Source organism: Bradyrhizobium sp. CCBAU 53340, from assembly GCF_015291645.1.
Taxonomy (GTDB): domain Bacteria; phylum Pseudomonadota; class Alphaproteobacteria; order Rhizobiales; family Xanthobacteraceae; genus Bradyrhizobium.
Genome location: NZ_CP030055.1, coordinates 1855674 through 1872996 on the forward strand (window position 1 = coordinate 1855674; position 17323 = coordinate 1872996).

Annotated in this window: 18 protein-coding genes; 6 read left to right on the plus strand and 12 right to left on the minus strand. The window is 64.5% G+C overall.

Annotated features, from left to right (window positions below; all coding sequences use genetic code 11):
• Positions 1-377 precede the first annotated feature (377 nt).
• Positions 378-1088: a FecR domain-containing protein gene (locus XH89_RS08690; RefSeq protein ID WP_371825204.1), complete on the plus strand. Its 711-nt coding sequence runs from the start codon at positions 378-380 to the stop codon at positions 1086-1088.
• A 12-nt stretch (positions 1089-1100) separates the two neighbouring features.
• Positions 1101-1952, plus strand: a complete 852-nt coding sequence (locus XH89_RS08695; protein WP_194466672.1) for a tetratricopeptide repeat protein — start codon at positions 1101-1103, stop codon at positions 1950-1952.
• Between the two features lie 36 nt (positions 1953-1988).
• Here the strand turns inward: XH89_RS08695 and XH89_RS08700 are convergent, their stop codons facing one another.
• Both XH89_RS08700 and XH89_RS08705 read right to left on the minus strand, forming a co-directional pair.
• Positions 1989-3062, minus strand: a complete 1074-nt coding sequence (locus XH89_RS08700) for a tartrate dehydrogenase (RefSeq protein WP_194466673.1) — start codon at positions 3060-3062, stop codon at positions 1989-1991.
• Positions 3063-3083: 21 nt separating this feature from the next.
• On the minus strand, positions 3084-4382 hold the full coding sequence (locus XH89_RS08705; protein WP_194466674.1) for an MFS transporter: 1299 nt from the start codon (positions 4380-4382) through the stop codon (positions 3084-3086).
• A 223-nt stretch (positions 4383-4605) separates the two neighbouring features.
• Between XH89_RS08705 and XH89_RS08710 the strand changes: the two genes are divergently transcribed.
• On the plus strand, positions 4606-5523 hold the full coding sequence (locus XH89_RS08710) for a LysR family transcriptional regulator (RefSeq protein ID WP_194466675.1): 918 nt from the start codon (positions 4606-4608) through the stop codon (positions 5521-5523).
• A 38-nt stretch (positions 5524-5561) separates the two neighbouring features.
• Complete coding sequence (locus tag XH89_RS08715; protein ID WP_194466676.1) at positions 5562-6386, plus strand: aspartate dehydrogenase; 825 nt, start codon at positions 5562-5564, stop codon at positions 6384-6386.
• 3 nt (positions 6387-6389) lie between these two features.
• Here XH89_RS08715 and XH89_RS08720 read toward each other — a convergent pair whose 3' ends face one another.
• The 9 genes from XH89_RS08720 to XH89_RS08760 all read right to left on the minus strand — a co-directional run bounded on the left by XH89_RS08720 (position 6390) and on the right by XH89_RS08760 (position 14864).
• Positions 6390-7694, minus strand: a complete 1305-nt coding sequence (locus XH89_RS08720; protein ID WP_194466677.1) for a sorbosone dehydrogenase family protein — start codon at positions 7692-7694, stop codon at positions 6390-6392.
• 220 nt (positions 7695-7914) lie between these two features.
• Positions 7915-8124: a hypothetical protein gene (locus XH89_RS08725; RefSeq protein WP_194466678.1), complete on the minus strand. Its 210-nt coding sequence runs from the start codon at positions 8122-8124 to the stop codon at positions 7915-7917.
• 245 nt (positions 8125-8369) lie between these two features.
• A complete protein-coding gene (locus tag XH89_RS08730) occupies positions 8370-8996 on the minus strand; it encodes an isoprenylcysteine carboxylmethyltransferase family protein (protein WP_194466679.1) in 627 nt (208 codons plus the stop codon).
• A 30-nt stretch (positions 8997-9026) separates the two neighbouring features.
• Positions 9027-10058: an NAD-dependent epimerase/dehydratase family protein gene (locus tag XH89_RS08735; protein WP_194466680.1), complete on the minus strand. Its 1032-nt coding sequence runs from the start codon at positions 10056-10058 to the stop codon at positions 9027-9029.
• A 32-nt stretch (positions 10059-10090) separates the two neighbouring features.
• The gene (locus tag XH89_RS08740; protein WP_194468413.1) at positions 10091-10609 is read right to left on the minus strand and encodes a DUF962 domain-containing protein; all 519 of its coding nucleotides are present in this window, start codon (positions 10607-10609) and stop codon (positions 10091-10093) included.
• 172 nt (positions 10610-10781) lie between these two features.
• On the minus strand, positions 10782-11450 hold the full coding sequence (locus tag XH89_RS08745) for an OmpA family protein (protein WP_194466681.1): 669 nt from the start codon (positions 11448-11450) through the stop codon (positions 10782-10784).
• Positions 11450-11866, minus strand: coding sequence for a hypothetical protein (locus XH89_RS08750; protein ID WP_194468414.1), 417 nt, complete (start codon positions 11864-11866; stop codon positions 11450-11452). The genes XH89_RS08745 and XH89_RS08750 overlap by 1 nt, the downstream gene beginning before the upstream one ends.
• 87 nt (positions 11867-11953) lie before the next feature.
• Positions 11954-12235: a type II toxin-antitoxin system HicB family antitoxin gene (locus XH89_RS08755; RefSeq protein WP_194466682.1), complete on the minus strand. Its 282-nt coding sequence runs from the start codon at positions 12233-12235 to the stop codon at positions 11954-11956.
• Positions 12236-12242: 7 nt separating this feature from the next.
• On the minus strand, positions 12243-14864 hold the full coding sequence (locus tag XH89_RS08760) for an ATP-dependent helicase (RefSeq protein WP_194466683.1): 2622 nt from the start codon (positions 14862-14864) through the stop codon (positions 12243-12245).
• Positions 14865-15103: 239 nt separating this feature from the next.
• Between XH89_RS08760 and XH89_RS08765 the strand changes: the two genes are divergently transcribed.
• Positions 15104-15274 (plus strand): DUF1328 domain-containing protein, encoded by a 171-nt coding sequence (locus XH89_RS08765; RefSeq protein WP_128950323.1) that lies wholly within the window; start codon positions 15104-15106, stop codon positions 15272-15274.
• Positions 15275-15292: 18 nt separating this feature from the next.
• On the opposite strand, the gene XH89_RS08770 is transcribed toward XH89_RS08765, so the two are convergent.
• A complete protein-coding gene (locus tag XH89_RS08770) occupies positions 15293-15796 on the minus strand; it encodes a thioesterase family protein (RefSeq protein ID WP_194466684.1) in 504 nt (167 codons plus the stop codon).
• Positions 15797-15883: 87 nt separating this feature from the next.
• On the opposite strand from XH89_RS08770, the gene XH89_RS08775 reads away from it, so the two are divergent.
• Positions 15884-17308: an FAD-binding oxidoreductase gene (locus XH89_RS08775; protein WP_194466685.1), complete on the plus strand. Its 1425-nt coding sequence runs from the start codon at positions 15884-15886 to the stop codon at positions 17306-17308.
• Positions 17309-17323: the final 15 nt, after the last annotated feature.

A 17323-nucleotide genomic window follows, 5' to 3' on the forward strand; every position in this document is an offset into this window, starting at 1 on the left:
TGTGGCCTCGCGTGCCGAATAATTCGGGCTTGGCGCGGGCCGCGCTGTTCTTATCGATTTTGCTACGCCACGGGCGAAATGAAGCGTTTTATGGCGTTAGCAACCCCAGGCCTGCACGCCGAAGACGTTTGATAAAAATCGCAATTCTATTGGTCTTGCCAGGATGATCGCCGGTTCAACGGAGATGCCTCTCCGCTATCGCAATTTGGGCTCTCGGGAAATTGACGGTCGAGCTTTTAAAAAGCTAGCTTATTTTTGCTGGTCCGGCAAACGGCTTGAGCCTAAAGTCAAGATCGGAAGACATACTTTTGTCTGGAGCAAAGTCCCGGTAAGGACCGGTCCAGGTTGTAGATACTGGCGATGCACGAATTGCGAGCTTGGCGGAGGTTCTCATCGCTCCATCAAGCGGATCGCAAAAGAGCTCTTCTCGGAAAGGGCGGGTCATGTGCAGGCTTACGATTGCGGTATTAGTGATTGGTCTCATTTGGGCATCCGCGGATGTCTCTGCTGCGCAGGCGCAGGTTCAAGTCAACCCCGTGACGCGCGGTCCCGATGATGTCGCGTCAAAACCCATTGGCAAGGTCGTAGCCGTTACAGGTTCGGTCTCGATCGAGCACGCAGGTGCGGTCGTCGTCCAGGCGAAGCTTGGCGAGCCCGCCGCTCAGGCCAGGACCGGCGATGTCGTGTATCTGCGCGACGTGGTGCTAACCGGTGCGGACAGCCGGGTCAGCATCAATTTCAGCGATGGCTCGTCGTTCAATCTCTCGAGCAACGCTCGCATGGCCCTGGATGAGTATGTGTACGAGCCGGACGGCAGGTCGAATGCAACGTTCTTCAATCTGGCCAGAGGCACGGCGACCTTTGTCGCCGGCAAGATCGCGAAGACCGGCGATATGAAGGTCGATACGCCCGTTGCAACGATGGGGATCCGAGGCACTACGCCGCACATCGAAATTTCCGATGACGGTGAGGTCAAGTTTTCGACTCTCATCGAAGAGGGCAAGGGCAAATTGGCGAAAAAGCGCGTGACTTCTGCAATGCCCGAGCAGGGGAGTGGTCCCAGGCCGAGCATTTGCCGAGGATGCTAAAGCGGCACGGCGATGACCATCAGGGCCAACATCGCCAGCGTGGCGCCCGTCCTCGTGCTGCTGTCGCTCGGTTTGCAGGCAGCGGCGCAGCAGCCGCAGAAAAGTAGCGTCCTCAACAGCATTGAGCAGTGCAACGGTACGGATCGCATTCCGACCCAAGCTCGGGTCGCCGCCTGCACGGCGCTCATCAATTCGGGGGATGCCAAGCCGGAGGCGCTGGCTGTGGCTTACAACAACCGCGGCAATGCCTATGCCGCAGCGGCGGAGTACGACCGTGCAATCAGCGATTTCGATCGAGCGATCGAACTCGCCTCGGGCTATGTCAAGCCGGTGAACAATCGCGGCGTCGCCTATTTGAGGAAGGGAGCTTATGAGGACGCGATCAAGTCTTTCGACGAGGCGATCAGACTCAACCCTGCCTATGGCAGTGCCTTTGCCAACCGCGCGGAAGCGCACCTGAAGCTGAACCGGTATGATCGGGCCGCGCTGGATTTCGACGAGGCTATCCGCCTCGATCCGAACTTGACGTGGGCGAGAAGCGGGCGCTGCTGGGCCCGAGCAGTCATCGGCGATCTGGAGGCTGGGCTCGACGACTGCGACAGGGCAATCCAGTCAGGATCGAAAGATGCCGCCACATATGATTCACGCGCGCTGATCCACCTGAAAATGGGCCAGCTCGCCGCCGCTGTCGACGACTACAGTGCGGCGCTGCGCCTGGCGCCCAACCTGGCAAGCGCTCTGTATGGACGCGGACTTGCCAGGATCAGGCAGGGCGACGCCGCCGGCGGCGACCGTGACGTCTCGGCGGCAAAGCTCATCGACCTCAACATCACCGACGCCTTCGCCCGCTACGGCGTGCAGTGACGCCTGAATTGGCTCACCGGAGCCGGCGTCGGCCGGCTAGACGTTCGAACCGTGGATCGCGTCGATCACGGCGTCCGTGACTTCCTTTGTCGTGGCCTTGCCGCCGACGTCAGGCGTCAGCACGCCGGCCGCGCAGACCTGCTCGACCGCCTTCATCAGCCGCGCGGCCGCGTCCTTCTCGCCGAGATGCTCCAGCATCTGCGCGCCGGTCCAGAACGTCGCGACCGGATTGGCGATGCCCTTGCCGGTGATGTCAAAGGCCGAGCCGTGGATCGGCTCGAACATCGAGGGGAAGCGGCGCTGAGGATCGATGTTGCCGGTCGGCGCCACGCCGAGGCTGCCGGCCAGCGCGCCGGCGAGGTCGGAGAGGATGTCGGCGTGGAGGTTGGTCGCAACGATGGTGTCGAGGCTCTTCGGATGCAGCGTCATGCGCACGGTCATGGCGTCCACCAGCATCTTGTCCCAGGTGACATCAGGGAATTCGGTCGCAACTTCGGCGGCGATCTCGTCCCACATCACCATGCCATGGCGCTGCGCGTTCGACTTGGTCACGACGGTCAGGAATTTGCGCGGCCGCGACTGCGCGAGCTGGAACGCATAGCGCATGATGCGCGTGACGCCGACGCGGGTGAAGACTGCAACCTCGGTGCCGACCTCTTCCGGCAGGCCCTTGTGGGCGCGGCCGCCCATCCCGGCATATTCGCCTTCCGAGTTCTCGCGCACGATCACCCAGTCGAGATCGCCGACGCCGACGTTGCGCAGCGGCGAGGCCACGCCCGGCAGGATCTTGGTCGGCCGTACATTGGCGTATTGGTCAAAGCCCTGGCAGATCGGCAGCCGCAAACCCCACAGCGTGATGTGGTCGGGCACGTCAGGGGCGCCGACTGCGCCGAAATAGATCGCGTCGAACTTCTTCAACTCACTGAGGCCGTCCGCCGGCATCATCACGCCGTGCTTCTTGTAATGATCCGAGCCCCAATCGAACGTCCTCACGTTGAAGGCGATGTCGCCGCTGCGCTTGGCCAGCGCCTCCAGCACGCGGACACCGGCGGAGATCACCTCGGGGCCGATGCCGTCGGCGGGGATTGCTGCGATCGAATGGGTGCGCATGGATGTGCTCCGTTTGAGAGATCAGTGGGATTGCGGGATGGCTTCGACGGGGGCGGTTTTCGCGCGCGACAATAGCAGAGTGAGGACCGCGGAGAGAACGAGCAGGCCGCTGACGAAGTAAAGGCCGCCGACGAAACTGCCGGTCTGGTCCTTGGTCCAGCCGATCATGGCGGGCCCGACGAAGCCGCCGAGATTGCCGATCGAGTTGATGGTGGCGATGCCGGCTGCGGCCGCGGGGCCGGACAGGAACAGCGTCGGCATGCTCCACAGCGGCGGCTTTGCGGAAGAGATGCCGATATTGACGAGCGACAGCGCGATCAGCACGGCGATGACGCCGCCGGCAAGGCCGGCGTAGGCAAGGCCCGCAGCCGCGATCAGGCAGGCGATCACGACGTGCCAGGTGCGCTCGCCGGTGCGGTCCGAATGCCGCGCCCACAGCACCATGGCGACGACGGCGGCGGTGGCCGGCAGCGCGTTGAGGAAGCCGACCTGGAGCGAGGACAGGCCGAACTGCTTGATGATCTGCGGCGCCCAGACGCCGAGCGTGTAGAGGCCGGCCGAGGTGCCGAAATAGATCAGCGACAGCGCCAGCACCCGCGGATCGGCAAGGCCCCGCCAGATGCTGTGGCTCGCGGTCGCCGCCTTGCGCGTGGTCTCCTCGTTCATGGTCTCGACCAGCCAGCGGCGCTCGTCTTCAGCCAGCCATTTGGCCTTTTCGGGTCGGTCGGTGAGGAACACGAGCACGACGAAGCCGAGCAGCACGGCCGGCAGCGCCTCCAGCACGAATAGCCATTGCCAGCCCTTGAAGCCGAAGAGGCCGTCCATCTCCAGCAGCGCACCGGAGACCGGAGAGCCCAGCACTGTCGAGAGCGGCGCGGCCGCCATGAACAGCGCGGTTACCGCGGCGCGCTGGCGTGCCGGAAACCAGTAGGAGAGATAAAGGATGATGCCGGGAAAGAAGCCGGCCTCGGCGACGCCGAGCAGGAAGCGCAGGATGTAGAAGCTGGTCGGTCCCTGCACCAGCGCCATTGCCGCCGACACCAGGCCCCAGGTGATCATCACCCGCGCGATCCAGATTCGCGCGCCGACCTTGTGCAGGATGATGTTGGAGGGCACCTCGAACAGGAAGTAGCCCCAGAAGAAGATGCCGGAGCCCAGGCCGTACACGGTCGACGACAGGCCGATGTCCTTGTTCATCGTCAGCGAGGCAAAGCCGATGTTGACGCGGTCGATGAAGGCCACGAAGTACAGCAGCATGATGAAGGGAACGATGCGCCAGCTGATCTTGCGCAGCACGCGCGTCTGAATCTCGCTCGCCACCCTGGCCTCCCTCAGGTTCCGGTTCTGGTTGTGTGGCAGTGAGCCTAGTTGGAGGCGGGAGGTGCACTCAATCGGCGCTGGTTTATACAAAAAAATGATATAATCCTCGTAAGGCCGCCACGTCGTCATGGCCGGGCTTGGCCCGGCCATCCACGCCTTTGGCGGCTGCACCAAAGAACGTGGATGCCCGGGACAGGCCCGGGCATGACGATGAGGATGGCAGATGGAATTGCATCAGCTCCGATGCTTCGTGGCGGCAGCCGAGCAGCTGCATTTCGGCCACGCCGCGCAGCATCTGCAGATGCTGCCGTCTGCGCTCGGCCGTCAGATCAGGCTGCTGGAAGAGGATCTGGGCACGCGGCTGTTTGCGCGCACCACCCGCGCGGTCTCGCTCACCGAGGACGGCACCACGCTGCTGCGCGATGCACGCGCGATCCTGGCCAAGGTCGAGGCCGTCGAGAGCAACTTACGCAACCGCTCGCGCGCAGGTGCCGCGCGGCGGCTGCGGATCGGCGCCATCGATAGCGCCGCGGCGGGACTATTGCCGCCGCTGCTGCGTGACTTCCGGAGCAAGCATCCCGAGGTTTCGGTCCAGCTTCTGGAGGACAAGACCATCCGGCTCTTGCCAAAGATCCTGACCGGCGCGCTCGATCTCGCCTTTGCCCGTCCGCCCGACCGGCCGGACAAGCGGCTGGAATTCCGTTCTCTGCTCCAGGAGACCGCCATCGTGGCCTTTCCGCAGCGCCACCGGCTCGCCACACGGAAATCGATCACGCTGGCCGACATCGCCGACGAGGGGATGCTGGTGCCGGATCGCCGCTCGCGGCCGCACAGCCACGACCTCACCATCAAGCTGTTCGAGCAGGCCGGGCTGACGCCGCGCGTTGTACAGGTTGCCGACGAGAAGCAGACGATCATCAACCTGGTCGCAACCAGGCTCGGCGTTGCAATCGTGCCGCGCTGGACCGCGCGGATGGCGGTGACGGGCGTGCGCTTCGTGCCGCTGCGGCCGAAGCAGAGCGGTCCGATCGGCCGGCTACCGCTGGCCGCCGCGTGGCTGCGCGGCTCGCGCGATCCGGCTCGCGATGCGATGCTGGCCGTGCTGGAGGCACGCCTGCGCTTCTATGCGCGGGAGGCGTGAAGCGCTATGACATTGGCCTGGACAAACGGTGGGATGCGATGACGGATCAGAAAGTTTCGAACGAATTGCGCGTGGCCATCGCAGGGCTGGGCTCGATCGGCACCAAGGTCGCGGCTGCGCTCGACCAGGGCATCGAGGGATTGGCGCTGTCGGCCGTCGCGGTGCGCGATCCCGCCAAGCATCACGCTTTCCTCAACGCCCTGCGCCATCAGCCGCAAATCCTGCCCATCGACCAGCTTGGCGAGGCCGCCGACATCGTGGTCGAATGCGCGCCGAGCAGCCAGTTGCGGGCGATCGTCGAGCCTGCGGTGAAGCGTGGCAAGTCCGCAGTCGTGGTCAGTGTCGGCGGGCTGCTCGACAATTTTGATCTCGTCGATCTCGCGCGGGCCAATGGTGGTCGGATCCTCGTTCCGACCGGCGCGCTGATCGGCCTCGACGCGGTCAATGCGGCTGCGGTCGGGACCATCCATTCGGTGAAAATGGTGACACGCAAGCCGATCGACGGGCTGAAGGGCGCACCGTTCATCGTCGAGAACAACATCGACATCGACAATCTGCGCGAGCCGCTCAAGCTGTTCGAGGGCAGCGCGCGCGAAGCGGCAAAGGGCTTTCCGGCCAACGTCAATGTCGCCGTTGCACTGTCGCTGGCGGGCATCGGGCCCGATCGCACCCTGATCCAGGTGTGGGCCGACCCGACCGTGACGCGCAACGTTCATCGCATCGAGGTGGAAGCGGATTCGGCGCGGTTCTCGATGGGCATCGAGAACATTCCGTCCGAAAATCCCAAGACCGGGTTGATCACCGCGATGTCGGTGATCGCGCTGCTGCGCAAGCAGCGCGCCACGCTGTGCGTGGGGACGTGACTCTTAAGCGCCCGTCACCCGCCAGATCACGTTGCCGACGTCGTCGGCCATCAGCAGCGACTTTTTGTCGGGGCCGATCACGACGCCAACCGGGCGGCCGTAGGATTCCTTCTCGTCCGGGGACAGGAAGCCCGACAGGATGTCGCGCGAGGGGCCGGAGGGCTTTCCGTTCGCGAACGGGATGAACACCAGCTTGTAGCCGGACAGCTTGCTGCGATTCCACGAGCCGTGCTGGCCGATCACCATGCCGTCTCCGAAGCCGGGCAAGGTCCCTGCGGGCATCCAGCACAGGCCGAGCGACGCGGTATGGCCGCCGAGCGCGTAATCGGGTTGCAGCGCCTTGGCGACCATCGCCGGATCCTGCGGCACGCGGTCGTCCACCGTCTTGCCCCAGTAGCAATAGGGCCAGCCATAGAAGCCGCCGTCGCGCACCGAGGTGAGATAGTCAGGCGGCGTCTCGTCGCCGAGACCGTCGCGTTCGTTGACGACGGTCCAGAGCACGTTCGTATTTGGCTCCCAGGCGAGCCCAACGGGATTGCGCAGGCCCGCGCCAAAGATGCGATGCGTGCCGGCGACAAGATCGAGTTCGTACACGGCAGCGCGGCCTTCCTCGACCTCCATGCCCATCTCGGCGATGTTGCTGAGCGAGCCGACGCCGGCATAAAGTTTCTTGCCGTCGGGGCTGGCGAGCAGGCTGCGCGTCCAGTGGCCGCTCGGCTTGAACGTGGTGAGCCGCTTGCCTGATGCGCTGATGCTGTCGGCGTTGGCGACGTAGGGAAAGGCCATCACGCCGTCGGTGTTGCCGACATAGAATGTGTCGCCGACCAGCGCCATGCCGAATGGCTGGTTCAGGTTCTCCATGAACGCGCCGCGAACTTCGGCGACGCCGTCACCGTCCTTGTCGCGCAGCAGCGTGATGCGGTTGGCGGATACACCGAGCGCCGCGGCACGCCGCATCGTCGCCTGCATGGCGTAGTGGAACACGCTGCGCGGAGGACCTGCGATCTGCGTTGCTTCCGCGATCAGCACGTCGCCATTGGGCAGCACCTCGATCCAGCGCGGATGGTCGAGGTCGGTCGCGAACGCGTTGACCTTGAGCCCGGCTGCCACCGTCGGCTTCTGGCCTGCGCTCCAGCCGCGCGCGGTCGGCATCTTCAAGGTCGGGATCGCCCCCTGCGGCTTGGCCTCGGGAATGGAAGGCGTCTGGCCCCAGGCCGGCGCGGCCTCGGTGCCGGTCAGCTTCCGCCATTGCAGCGCGATGCCGCCGAGCACGGCGACGAACTGCGCGAAGATACTGGAAAAACTCATGAGAAGCCCCTGTCGAACCCTGCGGCACAGTCCGGATCGCACCAAGCCCCGTGCGGGCTTAAGGCTGATCGTTGATCTCTCCAGATCGACGATGGAATGTCGTCGTGCCCTGTTGCGCGCGCATCCAACTGGGTGGCGGTAAAAAGGTCAACCGGGCCGGAACTCCAGTGGTGCCTATTCCCGTGGAATGGCTGCTGATCGAATTTGCATAGGGGCGCGATCAGTGGCGAATCTGCCGCTCCAGCCGCCGCGCGGTCCTGAAATCATCGAGATGGTGGACGTTCGGGGCAAGCGCGGCCTCCCTGGAGAGGAGATGATAGACGCGCGCGACGATGCGCTGCTTCAGCTTCGACCGCCCCGGCGGCAGCGTCCGCGCCTTGCGGACAGCCGCAACCGCGTGCGCGCGAAAATAATCATAGGCATCCGACATAGCTCGATGCTCTGCGTCTGCTGCAGGTGTCGAGGGGCTAACGGGTGAGTGCAGGGGCGGTTCCTTGGCGCTCGGATTGCGCGCTCGTGCCCCGGACACAGCGCAGCGCGTCTTCGTGGTGCGCTGCAGAGCCGGGGCCCATCTCATGGCCAGGCGTAACGTTGCTATCTGGGTCCGGCTCTGCGCAGCAGCGTTGCACGCTGCAGCGCGTCCGGGACACGAGAGGAGCGTGAGCTGCTACGCTCTCACCGCGGCGACAGGAACGGGATGATCATAGGCACGCGGCGGCAATAGGCGCCGTAGGCGTCCTCGCCGAGCTCCTTCGACAGGAACACCTCTTCCATCCGGCCCTTCTGCCACATGCCGAGCGAGATCAGGATCGCGCCGAGGATCGTCGTCACCAGGCCGATCGCAACGCCTGTTACCAGCATGCCGAAGATCAACCCGGTGTAGATGGGGTGACGCACGATGCCGTAGGGGCCGGTGTCGATGACGCGATGGTCTTCCTTGTGGGTGATGGTGTTGGACCAGAACTTTCCGAGATGCAGCCGTCCCCACCAGGCGAAGGCGATGCCGGCGACCGAGAGGATCGCGGCGATGGTGATGCCGGTGTTGCCGAGCACCCAGAGCGGCTTCCAGTCCATGACCTCCGCAATGAACGGCGTGTACAGGATGCCGCCGACCAGGATCGGCAGGCGATAGCGCTGCGACTCCAGCGTCATGACCTGCTTCTTGGTCCGCCCCTGCCAGAACGAGGCGCCGACCCAGCTGGCGAGAAAGCCGAGCCAGATCAGGGCCAGGAGTTCGGTCGGCCAGGTCGTGGTCCAGCCACCCCAGGCGACGGACAGAAGCTTGCTGAAATCGAAGGACATAAGGGAAGGTTCTTTGGGTTCGGGAGCAGATCAGCTCGCGCGCGAGGAGAGCGCGTGATGCTTGATGGCATTGGACGCGGCCTGGCCGCCGCGGGCGAGCAGATGGGTGATGGTTTCGCGCAGCACCGGCTCGATCGGACGCGGCGCATAGCCGAGCTCGGTGCGCGCCTTGCCGATCGAAAGGTCGCTCGCGGCGAGCGCGATGCGTACGCCCTCGGCGGTGCCGTTGGGCGGACGACGCGTGATGTGATCGGAGATCTTCTCGAGCATGATGGCGGAGAGCTCGGCGATCTTGCCGGGAACGACGACCGGATATTGCCGCCGTCCGCTCATCGCCGACATCATCCGCAGGATCTGCCCGAGCCGGACGCAATCGCCACCGAGGATGTAGCGCTGGCCGATGCGGCCGCGCTCCATCGTCAGCATGAGGCCCATGGCGACGTCGCGAACGTCGACGAGGTTGACCAGGAAGTTGAGATGCGGCTGCACCTTCTTCTGCAGGAAGTACCACAGCATCGCGGTCGGCGGCGTCAGATTGTGGTCGGCGGCGCCGATCGGCATGGTCGGCGTGCCGATCACGAGCGGGAAGCCGCTCGCTGCCGCCTTGGCGGCGTGATGTTCGGCGAGCGATTTCGAGCGGGTATAGGCACCCGGCATCGCGTCGACCGGCTGCAGCGCTTCCTCGGCGGCAACGCCGTTGAGATTGGCATAGGGGAACAGGATCGATTCCGTCGAACAGTGCAGGAAGCGCGCGACGCCGCGCTTCATCGCAGCCGCGAGCACGATCTCGGTGCCTCGGAAATTGACGTCGTGGAAGTCCTGCTTGTTGGCGACCCACATGCCGGGCAGGCCGGCAAGGTGATAGACCTGATCGACTCCGGAAAGCGCAGCATCGACCGCGGCGCCATCAAGCACCGAGCCGTGAACATATTCAACGTCTGCATTGGCGGTGGCGGGGGGGCGGACATCAAGAACGCGTACCCGCTGCCCACGGGCGCGGAGCGCTTCGACAAGATGCTGTCCGATGAAACCGCTGCCACCGGTAACCAGTACGAGAGCCATGAAGTAGGTTTTGCTGTTCCGCTTCGAGAAAGCTATCGGGTTGAAAGGGAGTTGGTCGGAAGAGGCGCGAGAATCGCGGCGAGGTCGCGACGAAAACCCAGTGCAATGAATAATTTTGCCATGACGAACATCGGTCCAAGCAGGAAATGCGTGGGGTGGTCGACCATCGACGGCTGCCGCTCCTCAAAAACCTTGTGACCGACAATCTGCGCGGTGACGCCAAACCCGATCAGCACCGCAAAAATCGACCACATCATGGCGACGGAAACATGATTGCCGATCGCGGTTGCGACCGAAAGCAGCACGATCATCGACGCGAGGATGCCGAGCCCCACCCCGGCGTCCAGCATCAGCCAGTATACCAGCACCGGCAGGGCCAAAATCACCGCCAGGCTCACCTCGATCCCGAACACGGGGAAATGGACCAGCGTCAGCGGCAGCGTCGCGCCGGTGAACAGCAGCAGAATGCCGACCACATGCATCGCGCAATTCCAGGGATCGCGATGGTATTCGACATAATCGGTCAGTTGGCGTTGAAAATAGCCAGCCATCTCGGTCTCGTGCGGCGTAGGGGGCGGGAAGGGGCGAAAACAGCCTATAGCATCTGAGAGGGCAGTGCACAAACCGGCGCTAGTGTCGCGCAAGGCCGTGATGTCGCGCTGTGAGACAGGTCACAAAATAGACAAAACTTCAAAGGGTTCCGCCAAGCGCGCCAGGGCGCGCTCAATGCTTCCTGGCGGGCTTTTTTGCAGCAGGCGCAGGGGCCGTTGCGGGATGCGCAGGCGTCTCTTCGGGCAGCTTGGCAAAGGTCAGGATTTGCAACTGGCCGTTGACGGCCGAGGTCGGCTTGGCGCGGTCGAGGAACTGCTCCTCGCCGAGGCCGATCGGCTGGAGCCGCTTGGTCGAAATCTTGAACGTGTTGACCAGAACGTCACGGATCGCATCCGCCCGGCGCTGGCTCAGGATCGCGTTGGCCTCCCGCGTCTTCGAATTGGATTCGACGTGGCCGACGATCAGGAACGTGTAGGGCAGCAGCGAGGCGTGAACCAGTGCGTCGGCAATCCGGCCGACGGTCTGGTAGGACTCCGGCTGGATGATCGGCGTGTCGGCGTCGAACTGGATCTGGGCGTTGAAGGCGGGCAGCTTGGCGAGGTCAGGCGCGATCAGTGGCCGGTTCATCGGGCCGGGATCGTTCTTGATCCTGGCCTTGGCCCGCTCCATCACCTGCTGCTTCAGCGCGGGCAGGTCGACCTCGCCGGCCTCCTCGAAATGATTGAGCTTGCCGACGATGTCGTCGCGGGTCGGTGCCGTCTGCGCAGCCGCTGCGCCCGCCAGCAAAGCGAGCCCGAGCGTGATACCGAGTCCGGCAATGGAGGGCCTGATCGCGCGCATCATCGATACCCCGCGTCGTCGACGGCCTTCAGGCAGTTGTTGCTGATGCCCTTGGGCGTCGAGATCAGGCAGGGGATCGACTTGCTGGTCTCCTTGGTCGAGCCGCCGCAGACCTTGACAATCTCGCGCTGGCAGGCGTTCGCCACGGTGACGCGCGCGGCGATGCGCTTCTGGATGGCGTCGAACGCGGTGAGGTAGTCGCTCAGGCACTGCTGGGACAGCACGTCCCTGTTGCGGGAGAGACACTCCTTCAGGCGCGTGGAGTCCGGATTGACGCCGCGGCAATTGGCGACGATTTCCGCACCGCAGCTTTTCGCCAGCAGCCCGAGCGAATCGCCAAAGCTCATGGTCTCCGCCGCGCTGAGCGACGGCATCCCCAATGCAAGCACGATCAACGTAATGGAGCCCCGGACCATGGCTGCATCTGATACGGGGAAGTTCGCCATGGTCAAGGGCTGATCGCCCCGAACAGTCGAGAGTTCGGCGAGTGCGGCGAACAGTCCTCACTCCTCGGCGAGGGGTGGCCACTCGATCAGGACGGCGGTGTGGTTCCGGATCGCGTCGGCAAATTCCGGATCAGCCTTGAGTTCGTCCAGCGTTCTCGGCGGCGGAAGCTGGCGGCCCTCCTCGGTCAGCTCCTCCGCATAGAACCCGATCGCCTCGGGTGCATTCTCCAGGGCCTCGTCGACATCGTCGCCGCCGGACATGCAGCCGGGCAGGTCCGGAAACCACAGGCTGACGTCGTCAGGGCCATTGTCTTCGATGATAGCAACGTAGTGAGGCATGTCAGGCTCACGCCCGCTGCACAAAACTGTCCACGACCTTCTTCTCGCCGGCCTTGTCGAAGGCGATGGTGAGCTTGTTGCCGTCGATCTTGGTGACGCGGCCGTAGCCGAATTTCTGGTGGAAGACGCGGTCGGAGAGCGCGAATTCCGACGTCGTGCCGGTCGATTTGGCGACCAGCTCGCCCTCGATCGTCAGGGGGCCGCGGCGGCGCGAGGAGAAGCTGCCGAAATCGGGACCCGAAGACGAAGATGAAGACGAAGAGAACGTCGCGGCTTCTTCCTCGAAGCCGCCGCGCCCGCCGCCGCCGTTGCGACCGCCGCTCCGGTTGCGATTGGCCTGAGCGCGTTGCCAGCCCGGCGTCGAATAGGTCGAACCGAAGGCTTCCATGTCGTCGAAGCGCGAGGCGCCGTAGCCGCCGGTGCCGCCCCAGGCCGAGCCGCCCTTGGATTCGGTGATCTCGACATTGGCCGCCGGCAATTCGTCGAGGAAGCGCGACGGGATCGTGGTCGACCAGGTGCCATGGATCCGGCGGTTGGTCGCAAAATAGATCATGGCGCGGCGGCGGGCGCGGGTCAGGCCGACATGGCCGAGACGACGCTCTTCCTCGAGGCCCGCGCGGCCCTGTTCGTCCAAGGTGCGCTGGCTCGGGAACAGGCCTTCCTCCCAGCCGGGCAGGAACACGTTGTCGAATTCGAGGCCCTTGGCCGAGTGCAGCGTCATCAGCGACACCGCGTCGTCCTCGGCGCCGCCCTCGCGGTCCATCACAAGCGAGATGTGCTCGAGGAATCCTTGCAGGTTCTCGAATTCCTCCATCGAGCGCACGAGCTCTTTCAGGTTCTCCAGCCGGCCCGCTGCATCCGCCGAACGGTCCTTCTGCCACATCTCGGTGTAGCCGCTCTCGTCGAGCACGATCTGGGCGAGATCAGTGTGTGCGGTGACCTCGCGCTGGGCGCGCCAGCGGTCGAACTGGGCGACGACGTCGCGAAGCGAGCCGCGCGCCTTCGGCTTCAGCTCGTCGGTCTCGACCACCGCGCGCGCCGCCTCGAACAGCGGAATACGGCGCTTGCGGGCGTGGTCGTGCAGCAACTGGATGGTGGCATCGCCAAGCCCGCGCTTGGGGACGTTGACGATGCGCTCGAAGGCGAGATCGTCGGCCGGCGAATTGATGACGCGCAAATACGCCAGCGCATCGCGGATTTCAGCGCGTTCATAGAAGCGCGGTCCGCCGATGACGCGGTAGGGCAGGCCGAGCGTGACGAAACGGTCTTCGAACTCGCGCATCTGGTAGGAGGCGCGTACCAGGATCGCGATCTCGTTGAGCTTCTCGCCCTGGCGCTGCAGCTGCTCGATCTCCTCGCCGATGCCGCGGGCTTCCTCTTCCGAATCCCACGAGCCAGTCACCGTGACCTTCTCGCCCTCGACGTCCTCGGTGCGCAGCGTCTTGCCGAGCCGGCCTTCATTGTGCGCGATCAAATGCGAGGCAGCGGCGAGGATATGGCCGGTCGAGCGGTAATTGCGCTCAAGGCGGATGACCTTGGCGCCGGGAAAATCGTGCTCGAAGCGCAGGATGTTGTCGACCTCGGCGCCGCGCCAGCCATAGATCGACTGGTCGTCGTCGCCGACGCAGCAGATGTTTTTGACGTGGTTCTTCTCCCTCTCCCCGTCCTTCACGGGGGAGCGACGAGCTTCGCTCGCGCTGAGAGCGTCGGGGTGAGGGGCTGTCTCCACGAGCTCGGTCAGTGGAGAGTCCCCCTCACCCACATCGCTTTGCGATGCGACCTCTCCCCGCACGCGGGGAGAGGTAAGAGATGACGGCGCCTGCGACAGCAGCCGCAGCCAGAGATATTGCGCGACGTTGGTGTCCTGATATTCGTCGACCAGGATGAATTTGAAGCGCTGCTGGTACTGCCGGAGAATGTCCGGGTGCTCGCGGAAGATGCGGATGTTTTCCAGCAAGAGATCGCCGAAATCGGCGGCGTTCAAAATCTTCAGCCGCTCCTGGTAGCTCGCATAGAGCTTGCCGCCCTTGCCGTTGGCGAACATCGCAGCTTCGCCGGAGGGTACCTGCGACGGCGTCAGGCCGCGGTTCTTCCAGCCGTCGATCAGGCCGGCCAGCATCCGCGCCGGCCAGCGCTTGTCGTCGATATTCTCGGCCTGCAGGAGCTGCTTGAGCAGCCGGACCTGGTCGTCGACATCGAGCACGGTGAAATTCGACTTGAGCTGCGCCAGCTCGGCATGGAAACGCAGGATGCGGCCGCCGATGGAGTGGAAGGTGCCGAGCCACGGCATGCCTTCCACGGCGTGGCCGAGCATCTGGCCGAGCCGGTGCTTCATCTCGCGCGCGGCCTTGTTGGTGAAGGTCACCGACAGGATCTCAGCCGGGCGGGCGCGGCCCTGGCTCAGGATATGGGCGATGCGCGTGGTCAGCACGCGCGTCTTGCCGGTGCCGGCGCCGGCCAGCACCAGGACCGGGCCGTCCAGCGTCTCCACCGCCTCGCGCTGCTCCGGATTGAGCCCGGTCAGATATTTCGGGCCCACCGAGGCGCGCGCACGCGCGGCAATGCCGCCGGCGGCAGGCTGGTGGTCGGGAACGCTGGTGATCTTGCTCGGCTCGGTCATGCGAATCATTTGGCCCCACGATGGCACCGCGGGGTGACGGGAGGGAGCCTTCTTAACAGGGATTAGCGCCTATATGGGGCGGCGGGGAGGGGTTTTCCACGTGCGTGGCACCCCGATTTGTTCCAGTCGCAGAGGCGAATTTCGCCGTTATGCGTGCCGGAACCATCGTTCCCACGTCGAGATTGTCTGGGCAGGTGGCGCGTCCAGTCGCGCCGATCGCAGAGAGACATCAAGACGAGGGTATCGCTATGCTGAGCTGGGTTGTGACGTTCCTGATTATCGCACTGATCGCCGGTATCCTGGGCTTTGGCGGCCTCGCTGGCGCTTCGATCGAAATCGCCAAGATCATCTTCTTCGTCGCGGTCGTCCTGTTCCTGGTCTCGGCCGTGGTCGGATTGGCGCGCGGCCGCAGGATATAGCGCGCCGGATACCATGCACTACCGCTTCGAGGGCATCGCCACGTTTCGGCCGATGCCCTCGGGCCGCGGCACGGTGCTATGAGCCGTGACGACAGCCGCAATACGCTCGCGAATGTCGGGCGGAAACGCCGCCACCTTGCGCGAGCCCATGTCGATGTGCAGCGACATGTTCTCGGACGTCGCCGACAGCCAGCCTTCGGTTGCGTGCCGCAGCTCTTCGAAGGTGTGCAGGCGCTTATCGTCGGCCTCCAGCAGCCAGACCGAGACCTGTACCGGATCTCCAAGATGGATTTCACGCAAGTACCGCACATGGCATTCGGCCGTGAAGGTCGAGCCGCTGCGCTCCTTCATGTAGGTTGGCCCGATCCCGAGCTGCAGCCACATCTGGTCGATCGCCCGGTCGAACATCACGTTGTAATAGGCCATGTTGAGGTGGCCGTTATAGTCGATCCATTGCGGCTCGATCTGCATGATCGATGAGCGGAACGGCTCGGCAGGCTTCGAAGCGGCACTCTCCGGCATGGTTCATTCCCTGGCTATGCATCCGGTCCCTTGACTTGACCGGCTTTATGTCCTTTGCCACGGTTCATTCTGTCGGGAGGAATGTCCGTGGGTACGACCATCACCAATAATCCGCCGCGGGTCGAGCCGAAAGCCCTTGCAAGCGCGCTGGAGCAGCTTGCCGCCCGCTTCGGCAACCGCCTCATCACCTCGCAGGCCGTTCGCGAGCAGCACGGCCACACCACGACGTGGATTCCGAACCAGCCACCTGACGGCGTGGTGATGGCGCAGGAGACGGCCGACATCCAGGACGTGGTGCGGATCTGCGCGAGGAACGGCGTGCCCGTCATTCCCTTCGGCACCGGCACCTCGCTCGAGGGCCAGGTCAACGCGCCCGCGGGCGGCATCTCGATCGATCTGCGCGACATGAACAAGGTGCTGGCGGTGCATGCCGAAGACCTCGACTGCGTGATCCAGCCCGGCGTGACCCGCAAGGCGCTGAACGAGCATCTGCGCGACCAGGGTCTGTTCTTCCCGATCGATCCCGGCGCGGACGCCTCGCTCGGCGGCATGGCCTCGACCCGCGCCTCCGGCACCAACGCGGTGCGCTACGGCACCATGCGCGAGAGCGTTCTCGCATTGAAGGTGGTGCGCGGCGACGGCGAGATCATCACCACGGGGACGCGCGCCAAGAAATCCTCGGCCGGCTACGACCTGACGCATCTGTTCGTCGGTGCCGAAGGCACGCTCGGTATCATCTCCGAGCTGACCATCCGCCTGCGCGGCATCCCCGAGACGATCGCGGCCGGCGCGGTGTCGTTCGCGTCAGTGCACGGCGCGTGTCAGGCCGTGATCCTGGCGATCCAGACCGGCATTCCCGTCGCGCGCATCGAGCTGCTCAACGCTGCGCAGGTCAAGGCCTGCAACGCCTATTCGAAGCTGACGCTGCCGGAGACCCCGCTGCTGCTGATGGAATTCCACGGCAGCGAGATCGAGGTCGCCGAACAGTCCAAGGCGTTCGGCGAGATCGCGAAAGACTGCGGCGGCGGCGATTTTTCCTGGACCACCAAGCCGGAGGACCGCACCAAACTGTGGCAGGCCCGGCACGACGCCTATTGGTCCGTGAAGGCGCTGCGGCCCGGTGACAGCATCGGCGTGGTCGCGACCGACGTCTGCGTGCCGATCTCGCGGCTTGCCGACTGCGTCAGCGAGACCGAGGAAGACCTCAAGCGTCTCAATTTGCTGTCGCCGATCGTCGGCCATGTCGGCGACGGCAATTTCCACTGCTCGTTGGTGTGCGACACCAATGACGCGGCCGAGATGGCGCGCGGCGAGGAGTTCATGCATCGCCTGGTCGAGCGCGCGCAGGCGATGGATGGCACCTGCACCGGCGAGCACGGCATCGGCCAGGGCAAGCAGAAATATCTCAAGGCCGAGCTTGGTCCCGAGGCGCTCGATGCAATGCGGGCGCTGAAAAAGGCGCTCGATCCGCAGAACATCTTCAACCCCGGCAAGATCGTGCCGGAGGCATAGAGCATGATCCGGAAA

What these genes read in the sequence shown, in the direction of transcription:
- XH89_RS08700 (WP_194466673.1), bottom strand. Translation starts at nt 3,062, where the DNA reads ATGCGCACCCATTCGATCGCAGCAATCCCCGCCGACGGCATCGGCCCC.
- XH89_RS08735 (WP_194466680.1), bottom strand. Translation starts at nt 10,058, where the DNA reads ATGGCTCTCGTACTGGTTACCGGTGGCAGCGGTTTCATCGGACAGCAT.
- XH89_RS08730 (WP_194466679.1), bottom strand. Translation starts at nt 8,996, where the DNA reads ATGTCCTTCGATTTCAGCAAGCTTCTGTCCGTCGCCTGGGGTGGCTGG.
- XH89_RS08750 (WP_194468414.1), bottom strand. Translation starts at nt 11,866, where the DNA reads ATGGTCCGGGGCTCCATTACGTTGATCGTGCTTGCATTGGGGATGCCG.
- XH89_RS08755 (WP_194466682.1), bottom strand. Translation starts at nt 12,235, where the DNA reads ATGCCTCACTACGTTGCTATCATCGAAGACAATGGCCCTGACGACGTC.
- XH89_RS08765 (WP_128950323.1), top strand. Translation starts at nt 15,104, where the DNA reads ATGCTGAGCTGGGTTGTGACGTTCCTGATTATCGCACTGATCGCCGGT.
- XH89_RS08695 (WP_194466672.1), top strand. Translation starts at nt 1,101, where the DNA reads ATGACCATCAGGGCCAACATCGCCAGCGTGGCGCCCGTCCTCGTGCTG.
- XH89_RS08770 (WP_194466684.1), bottom strand. Translation starts at nt 15,796, where the DNA reads ATGCCGGAGAGTGCCGCTTCGAAGCCTGCCGAGCCGTTCCGCTCATCG.
- XH89_RS08760 (WP_194466683.1), bottom strand. Translation starts at nt 14,864, where the DNA reads ATGATTCGCATGACCGAGCCGAGCAAGATCACCAGCGTTCCCGACCAC.
- XH89_RS08740 (WP_194468413.1), bottom strand. Translation starts at nt 10,609, where the DNA reads ATGGCTGGCTATTTTCAACGCCAACTGACCGATTATGTCGAATACCAT.
- XH89_RS08725 (WP_194466678.1), bottom strand. Translation starts at nt 8,124, where the DNA reads ATGTCGGATGCCTATGATTATTTTCGCGCGCACGCGGTTGCGGCTGTC.
- XH89_RS08745 (WP_194466681.1), bottom strand. Translation starts at nt 11,450, where the DNA reads ATGCGCGCGATCAGGCCCTCCATTGCCGGACTCGGTATCACGCTCGGG.
- XH89_RS08720 (WP_194466677.1), bottom strand. Translation starts at nt 7,694, where the DNA reads ATGAGTTTTTCCAGTATCTTCGCGCAGTTCGTCGCCGTGCTCGGCGGC.
- XH89_RS08715 (WP_194466676.1), top strand. Translation starts at nt 5,562, where the DNA reads ATGACGGATCAGAAAGTTTCGAACGAATTGCGCGTGGCCATCGCAGGG.
- XH89_RS08710 (WP_194466675.1), top strand. Translation starts at nt 4,606, where the DNA reads ATGGAATTGCATCAGCTCCGATGCTTCGTGGCGGCAGCCGAGCAGCTG.